This window comes from Amazonocrinis nigriterrae CENA67 (assembly GCF_016056305.1).
GTDB lineage: Bacteria > Cyanobacteriota > Cyanobacteriia > Cyanobacteriales > Nostocaceae > Amazonocrinis > Amazonocrinis nigriterrae.
In genome coordinates, this window is sequence record NZ_JAECZC010000021.1 from 70755 (window position 1) to 78954 (window position 8200).

At 42.1% G+C, this 8200-nt stretch carries 7 protein-coding genes; 3 read left to right on the forward strand and 4 right to left on the reverse strand.

Annotated elements, in window-relative coordinates:
* The first annotated feature begins 190 nt into the window (after positions 1-190).
* Entirely contained in the window at positions 191-1366 is a 1176-nt protein-coding gene (locus I8748_RS13640) for an AI-2E family transporter (RefSeq protein WP_198125120.1), read from the forward strand.
* Positions 1367-1453: 87 nt separating this feature from the next.
* On the opposite strand, the gene I8748_RS13645 is transcribed toward I8748_RS13640, so the two are convergent.
* On the reverse strand, positions 1454-2782 hold the full coding sequence (locus tag I8748_RS13645) for a serpin family protein (protein ID WP_198125121.1): 1329 nt from the start codon (positions 2780-2782) through the stop codon (positions 1454-1456).
* 554 nt (positions 2783-3336) lie between these two features.
* Here I8748_RS13645 and I8748_RS13650 point away from each other — a divergent pair.
* Positions 3337-3732 carry a hypothetical protein gene (locus tag I8748_RS13650; RefSeq protein WP_198125122.1) on the forward strand — a complete coding sequence of 132 codons (396 nt, stop codon included), beginning with the start codon at positions 3337-3339 and terminating at the stop codon, positions 3730-3732.
* Positions 3733-3841: 109 nt separating this feature from the next.
* Here I8748_RS13650 and I8748_RS13655 read toward each other — a convergent pair whose 3' ends face one another.
* Positions 3842-5437 carry a S8 family serine peptidase gene (locus tag I8748_RS13655; protein WP_198125123.1) on the reverse strand — a complete coding sequence of 532 codons (1596 nt, stop codon included), beginning with the start codon at positions 5435-5437 and terminating at the stop codon, positions 3842-3844.
* A 205-nt stretch (positions 5438-5642) separates the two neighbouring features.
* On the opposite strand from I8748_RS13655, the gene rpe reads away from it, so the two are divergent.
* A complete protein-coding gene (gene rpe, locus I8748_RS13660) occupies positions 5643-6350 on the forward strand; it encodes a ribulose-phosphate 3-epimerase (RefSeq protein ID WP_198125129.1) in 708 nt (235 codons plus the stop codon).
* A 562-nt stretch (positions 6351-6912) separates the two neighbouring features.
* Here the strand turns inward: rpe and I8748_RS13665 are convergent.
* Positions 6913-7110 (reverse strand): PEP-CTERM sorting domain-containing protein, encoded by a 198-nt coding sequence (locus I8748_RS13665; protein ID WP_198125124.1) that lies wholly within the window; start codon positions 7108-7110, stop codon positions 6913-6915.
* A 435-nt stretch (positions 7111-7545) separates the two neighbouring features.
* On the reverse strand, positions 7546-8200 hold a 655-nt coding region (locus tag I8748_RS13670), incomplete at its 5' end, for an IS630 family transposase (RefSeq protein ID WP_198125125.1).

An 8200-nucleotide genomic window follows, 5' to 3' on the forward strand; every position in this document is an offset into this window, starting at 1 on the left:
TCCCGCTCCCCACCTCCCCTGCTCCCCACCTCCCCTGCTCCCCTACGGTGGGTAAATGATCAGTTGGTTGAAAATTTTCCATTTGGATGAGTTTAATCCTAAGCTAGAGGGATGAAATGCGGTGATGTAGTCGGAGATAATAGGCTCTAAGGAAAGATTTTATGTAGTTCTATCCCGCAATCGGCTAAAAATGCAGACACGCAAGCTAGTCAACTGGTGGCAAACTCTCACACCAATAGCGCGAATCGGGGCGATCGCGTTATTCGCCCCGCTGCTAGTTCTCAATGGTTGGGCTATTTCGGCAATTTTTCATTACTTCCACTCCCTAATAGTTATTTTAGTCGGAGCCTCAGTTCTAGCATTTCTGCTCAACTACCCTGTCAGCTGGATGGAGCGTCAGGGTGCTAAGCGAGAGCAGGTTGCTATTCTCGTTTTTCTATTAGCTTTATCGATTTTGTTGGCGCTGGGTGTGACTTTATTTCCCTTAGCGCTAACTCAAGCTCAACAACTGGTAGCTCGTATCCCGGAGCTAATTGACTCTGGGCGCTCTCAGTTAATGATGTTAAATGAGAAAGCAGAATTAGCCGGCTTACCGATTAATCTTGATGCTCTTGTAGTGCAAATTAACGATCGCGTCAAGGGCCAATTACAAGCGATCGCTGGACAAGTTTTGAATTTGGCTGTGGTGACATTCACTAGCCTGCTGGACTTCCTCTTGACGATGGTTTTGACTTTCTATCTTTTGCAGCATGGCGGTGAACTGTGGGAGAGTTTAGTCGAATGGCTACCACCCAAATTTCGCGTACCTTTCTCTCAAACAGTACGTCTTAGCTTTCAAAATTTCTTCATCACCCAGCTGATTTTATCTACCTGTATGGCCTCAGCCCTGATTCCTGCCTTTCTGTGGCTGAAAGTGCCATTTGGCCTATTATTTGGCTTAACTATCGGCATCATGGCTCTTGTCCCCTTTGGTGGTTCTGTAGGCATCGCCCTGACAACTTCCTTAGTAGCCTTACAAGATTTCTCTATGGGAATCAGGGTATTAATCGCAGCGGTAATTGTACAGCAAATTTTGGAAAACTTAATTGCCCCCCGAATTTTAGGTAATTTTACTGGATTAAACCCAGTTTGGATACTAATTTCAGTTCTTACAGGGGCAAGAATTGGCGGACTTTTGGGTGTGATTGTAGCTGTACCCACTGCTGTGATCATTAAGACTGCTTTAACCGCCTTACGCCCTACGGGGTTAAGCAGCGAAATCGACGAAAGTGCCACCAAAGAGATAGTTCCACCCGTTACACCAGAGGAATGTCCAAAAACTGACGCTCAAAATACCCTCAGTGTTTCAGAACCCACTTTACCCTAGTCCGAAAAGGCAGAGGGGCGAAGATGAGGAGGATGAGGGGGATGAGGGGGATGAGGAGAAATCACAACTGACAACTGACTCACCATTCTACTGTGGCTCAACAATTGAACCCATAAACAAAATGCTTCCTGTCTGATTATCTCGAATGGCGCAGAAGAAGGGACGATCTACAATCATTCGGAATGGTTCTGGTTTTTGCCTCAAAGATGTCATCTGTATGCCTACTGAGGTGGCTGCTGCTGCTTCAGTCCCTTCTTCATTCACCTCAACAAAAGTTTTATGCTTAACTTGGCTAATGGAAAGATTCTTACCAAAGCCGGAAAAGTTGGCTTGATTACTAAAAGCTTCTTCCATGCCCAAAGCTTTCAATGCATCATTGAGTGTAGCTTCGTAATCTGTTTTAAAACGAGGCAAGCGAATAAATCCTTCTCGTTTACTAAACTGGGCCATCCATTTTTGCCAGTTTTCAAGACTTAAGTTTTGATATAAGGCTTTGAGACTAGAGTTCTGTTTGGGCAGGAAGATATAGAAGCTGATTTTACCATCTGCACCGTAAGGTAAACTTACTGCTTGAAATTGCTCATTTTCATAATATCTATAGTCTCCCTTTTGTGACATCATGGGGTGCTGCTTTTGCCCGCCAGATATGAGATAAAAAGGATGTTGAGCAGTTTGGGTTTTATCAAATTCGTTGCTCCATTTCCCTTTGAAATATATGGCGTTAATCAGAAATAATACTTCATCAGGTTTAATTTTTTCAACTATCTTGTTGATTTTGCCGCGTGTATTTTCCTTCACCCAGTTATTGATACTATTAGGAGCCGTGGCATCTTTAAAGTCTAAATTTGTCACCTTGGCTTTGTAGAAATCCTGGCTTTTCTGGAGAAAGTCTGGCTTTAAGCTAATATCTTTATTTGCCCATAGCGAGTTAGCAATAGTTAATTGTACCTGCTCATCAGGATTTTCTAATAGTCCTTTTAATGCAGCGTAAGAAGAGTTAATTTCTTGTAGATTCATGCCTTGTAACTCTAGCGTTTTAGCCATTGCTTGTTGAGTAGAACCACTAGCACCGTTGTAGGCCATGGCAAGGGCGATCGCTATACTTGAAGGTGAAACAAAAATATTCTCTGCACTACTATCTTGTTTCAAAATTTCCGAAAATAGTTTGAAGCCAAATTTATTATTAGCATTCACAAGTCTTGTATCAGGTTTGACTGTTTTTTTTGGCAAGGGAGACTCTGACTGAGGTAGATCTGATTGAGCAAGCGCACTTGTATTATTATTGACTTGTGAACAACCTAGTACGCTGAATAAAACGACGCTAGCTGCTGCCAAAACATAACGTCTTCCTAAACTAACACCGTACCGTCTTTGCAAGAAATTTACTTTCACACCACTCAATTTCTGCCGATTCATGCTACCACCTCGCTTGCCAACTAGTTTTAGTTCTCTATGAACATTGACGCTAATGATGCCTGTTAATTGTTAACTATTGCATCGACAACAAGATAAATATGCGTCGGTTACAGTTTTGGTAACAGGGAGTAAAACAGAGCAATTCAATGGAACTTGTAGATGTTGCTGATTGAGGCGTAATACAGATTATTTGTAAAATGGCTAAATTTTAAGGTTCGCTAATATTTTAAATAAATGTATTTTCGGCTACTTAATTGCTAAAATTATAGCTTTTATTAACTTTGTGGTAATATTCCTAATAAATTTATCATGCATTGTAATTAATATAAGACTAATATTTGATTTTTGAGAAATACGTAGGGTGCATTATAACGAAGTTTAACGCACTAAAACCTTATTTTGGTGCGTTAGCCTACGGCATAACACACCCTACAAATACTTAAATTTTTTCATAAATCAAGTCTGATTCCTATACTCTATATTAATGAACTAATTATTACGTAATTAAAATACAGTATTTACGACCGTTATAAGTTATTTATAAAGTAAATCTTATGCTTAAACCAATTGTTCTGTCCTTATCAGTGATCACCTCGGTATTTACTGCTGCGATCGCGTCTACTCCCCAATACGATTTTCTTGACAATAGTTATACACCTAAAGAGGAACTGAGCAACCAAGTAGTTTTAGTTACTGGCGTTAGACATCCATTTGTTGCTATCTCTAAACGCCTTATACTTTGGTCTGAATACGTAGGAGACAAAGACAAATCAGTGTCTCCTAATCGCTGGGTATGGGAGGTCACAATTATAGGATGTAATACATCCCAAAATCAGACAAAAAGATATTATTATCAGGTAATTGATGCTGAATCGAAAAGACTGATAGCCAAGTCTTCAGTTAAAGAAGACCAACAGTTTGCTGCGGTACAAACTGACTGTGGTTCATAATATAAGGCAATACGATTCAGTTAAATATCAAAATCTAACCCAGCATAAGTTGGTTTGAGAAACGAAACCCAACATGACTAAAATTTTGTTGGGTTTCGCTGTTATCACTTCAATTAGCTGGAACACTCCACCAAGCTAAAGCATAAGGTTGAGTTGCTTGGTTTACCTGCTGCCGAAATTGGACGCGAATTTTGTAATTACCAGTAGCAGGAACAGGGCAGAAAATATGTTCTACACTATCAACTTGACTGATGGAAGAACAAACAGCACCAGCATCTGAATTTTTAGCATCAGCTTTTACTAGGTAGAGGTCGAGGTTATTCAAACCGCGATCGCTAAAATTTTCTCCCACATCATATAGTTCGTTTTTATTACGATCATTTAATTCCACTAATCGATCCCAACTGAGAGTAATAGCCACGAAACTACCCTGTTTTAATGGTTTAGCTAATACATATTCTCTAGACAAACCAGCATTCACTGTCCGATAATCCCAACCAATGGCAGGCACGGCAACTGAAGGTAGCCATTGACCAAAACTAAATTGCTCATAAGCACGGAATGCATTTAAATGACCCGTTCCCATTTGGGAATCTAAGGGGATTGTTGGGTCTTTGTAAGCATCAGAAGCTAGCCAATCTTGATTTTGTTTATCAATTAACGTGCGCGTCATTCCCAGTCGCAAGCCATCACCGTTGTCTTGGATTTTATCTGCTGAATTCAGCAATACAGCTTTCATAACTTCATGACGCCGCGCATCAATGCTCCAATGTGGTTGTTTTTTTTGTATCTGTCGGTCACTAAATTCTTGCAACAAAGCAACAGTGGCGGTAACGTGAGGCGCTGCAAAACTTGTACCAGTGGCTTTGTTCAATTTGCCATCGGGATTAAGCAAAGGAATGTTGCTACCAGGTGCGACTAAACTGATGGAACGACGCACACCAACATTAAACTCCCTTCCAGCTAACCGACCGCTAACTCCTTGATTAACACCCGCCAGATTAGAAACGTCAACTTTATTAAAAATACCTCCCCGGCGCGATGAAAAAGCCACGTTGACTCCGTTAAAATTATCTGTAGGAATCGGAATACCACCTTTACCCTGGTTGCCAGCGATCGCATACAGAACATCATGAACGCGACTAGACCAGTCAATACACAGAGTTAGCAAAGCATTACCATCTAAAACAGCGTCAGGACGAGGATCACGGTTAAGGGGTTCACCAAAACTAAAGTTAATGGCACGGACATCGCCACCATTTTGCAATGCTATATGCTGGGCTGATAAACACTCTTCTGGTTGACCCATGTTCTTGCTAGAACCAACAGCAGATGAATACAGTCTTGCTCCAGGAGCAATACCTGGTAATGACTTATCTCTACTGACCATGACACCAGCAACATTGTAGGCATGGGAGTCAACACCACTATTGGATTTAGCAGGCCCATTGCGTAAGAAGACTCCAGCTAAGTATATGGCACGATTTTTAGACACTGCCTTATCCCAGCCGAACATTCCTGGACGCCCGATTTCTACTTGACCAATAGCAATCTTGCGACCGATTAGATTATAAGGAGGCAAGTGTAGCTTGAGAGCATCAACTCCGTTGGTTCCTAGGGAAGTTTGTAAAGCTGAAGCAAGTACCGGGGTACCAAGACACGAAGCACTCAATCCCCAAATTATCCAGGTTAATTTTTTGGTCATAGTCAGTTGTCAGTTGTCAGTTGTCAGTTGTAAAAAGGTCGTTAACCGATGACAGTTATCAGTCATCAGTTATCAGTCAACTCAACATATATGCGGAACACCTAAGTTGTTGTCAGTCAAATAAAATTCATCAGAATTTCTCAATATTTTGTTACACTATTTTGTTACAATGCCTACAGACGAGGACGCTAAAAACCCACTAGCCATGACCCATAACCCATCTCAAAAGCCCATTGTGATTGCTCCATCTATCCTATCAGCCGATTTTAGTCGTCTGGGTGAAGAAATTCGCGCCGTAGATGCGGCTGGAGCAGATTGGATTCATGTTGATGTAATGGACGGTCGTTTTGTACCCAATATTACGATAGGGCCTCTGGTAGTGGAGGCGATTCGTCCAGTGACAACAAAGCCATTGGATGTCCACTTGATGATTGTGGAACCAGAAAAGTATGTAGAAGGCTTTGCCAAGGCGGGTGCTGATATTATCTCTGTACATGCAGAGCATAATGCCTCGCCACATTTGCACCGTACCTTGGGCCAAATCAAAGAACTTGGCAAAAAAGCAGGAGTGGTACTCAATCCTTCAACACCTTTAGATTTTATTGAGTATGTGTTGGAGCTTTGTGATTTAATACTGATCATGAGCGTTAACCCTGGCTTTGGTGGTCAAAGTTTTATTCCGGCTGTGGTTCCCAAAATCCGCCAGTTGCGTCAAATATGCGATGAACGCGGTCTAGATCCTTGGATTGAAGTGGATGGGGGATTGAAGGCAAACAATACTTGGCAGGTTTTGGAAGCTGGAGCAAATGCGATCGTTGCTGGTTCAGCAGTATTTAATGCCAAGGACTATGCAGAAGCAATTACAGCCATTCGTAACAGTAAGCGTCCTGCGCCAGAACTAGCGAAGGTTTAATTAAAACAAAATTCCCATAGAATTAAACACAAACTCAAAAAAAGTAGGGTGGATATTGTCCACACTACTTTTTTTAACGTGAATTCGACAGATTTAAAAAACTCCTCTCTAAACCTCTCCCCTGAAAGAGGAGAGGCTTTAAAAGCTTGATTTCTCGTTCTTGACTAAGGATGTTATACCAATTCTGTATGAAGATGCGCCAAACCCGCATTTCTCACAAGCTTGAGGTGCAGAGGTGCAGAGGGGCAGAGGGGAAAGAACTTGTACTTGAACCCTCCTCTGCTCCCCTGCTCAAGAGCAAAAGGCTTTGAGAGATGTGGTGAGAAATCCGGGCAAACTATATGAGGAACGAACCGCAAAGGGCGCATAGACATGAAGTGGCTTCCCGTTCGCGTAGCGTCTTTGAAGGAGAAGGGTAGGACACAAAGAAAGAAAAAAAATTTGGCGCAGCCTCACAAAGAAATGGTATTAGAGCCAATATCCGCGTCGGAGAGGGGTTGGGGAGAGGTTCGTCGAACTCACGTTTTTTTAATGCAATTATGTATTTTTTCAGGTTTTGAGCTTAGGCTTTGCTAGTAGCTTTTTGTTGCTGCTTTTGTTGGCGGCGCAAACCTACACCAAAACTAGCGACTGTGAATAAACCTAAAATAATCGCAGGTTCAGGAACAGCTTTATATTCATAAGTGAAGTCATCCAAAGCAAAATGTTCACCTTCGCCAGAATAACCTGCATCAACGCCACCATAGGAAGTAAATCTCAAATTGTTAATGCCAAGGAAGTCGAAGTAAACCAGGGTAGGGGATGTACTATCTACAGTTACTGTAGTTGAATATTTAACTATTCCATCTAATAAACCCTCTACGAGAATATTTAACCCATCATTCCAAGCTCCTGTGAGATAAGCACTCTTGAAGTCAAACTGCTCAGCGTTACTATTTACAGTACTAACTGCGGCAGGGTTTGCACCTGCATTAAACGCAATATTTGGTGTTGAAAGTGTTCCGTAGACATAGCCAGATGGGTCATAATCCTCCGAACTAGTGTTTAGATAATAAAAATTATCCCAATTGAATCGACCGTAGCCGTTTGGAATGGGATTGTAATATGATTCATCAGCGGTCAGAACAGGAAGATCATCAAACGTTAAAATCAGCGCCTGCGCCTGTTCTGTGTTAAGTGTACTAGCACGACCGGGCTAAAATAGTGCAATAGGATAGAGGTGTTTGAGTTTAATACGGGCATCCTCTGTTGTGAAGCGCCATTGAACTTGGCTATTCGTGCGATTACGCTGGTTCTGCCAGGCAGATAACTCCTTTTCTAACTCGGTGGCAGAGGAAATACGACGGTCAAGACATTGTTGAGAAAGGACACTTAACTCAATCTCGGCAACATTCAACCAACTACCGTTACGAGGGGTATAGTGAATTTCTAAGCGGCGAGCTAATCGATGAGCAACAGTTGCAGGAAAAGCTTCATACAGTGAGGCAATGTGATGAGTATTGAGATTGTCACAAACTAACTTGACTTTGCGCGCGTGGGGATAGTCTACATCTAGAAGTTGGCGAACTTCCAGTGCCCAATCGACGCGAGTACGATGCTCACGACTACTCACGCGCCGCCATCCTCTCAAGGGGTCAAAAAATATAAATAACGCACGCACACCATGCCGTTCATAATGGTAATCTTCTTTGCGATCGCTTGCGGGTGTCATTGGTATTGGCTCAAACACGTCCGCTTTTAACTCGTAAGCCGCTTCATCCATGCAGATGAGTGGTTCATCTTCTGTGTGCTGGCTGGTATAAATGTCTAAGACTTCTTCCATCTGTGCTACAAAGCGTGCCGCATCGCGT

What these genes read in the sequence shown, in the direction of transcription:
- rpe (WP_198125129.1), top strand. Translation starts at nt 5,643, where the DNA reads ATGACCCATAACCCATCTCAAAAGCCCATTGTGATTGCTCCATCTATC.
- I8748_RS13640 (WP_198125120.1), top strand. Translation starts at nt 191, where the DNA reads ATGCAGACACGCAAGCTAGTCAACTGGTGGCAAACTCTCACACCAATA.
- I8748_RS13650 (WP_198125122.1), top strand. Translation starts at nt 3,337, where the DNA reads ATGCTTAAACCAATTGTTCTGTCCTTATCAGTGATCACCTCGGTATTT.
- I8748_RS13645 (WP_198125121.1), bottom strand. Translation starts at nt 2,782, where the DNA reads ATGAATCGGCAGAAATTGAGTGGTGTGAAAGTAAATTTCTTGCAAAGA.
- I8748_RS13655 (WP_198125123.1), bottom strand. Translation starts at nt 5,437, where the DNA reads ATGACCAAAAAATTAACCTGGATAATTTGGGGATTGAGTGCTTCGTGT.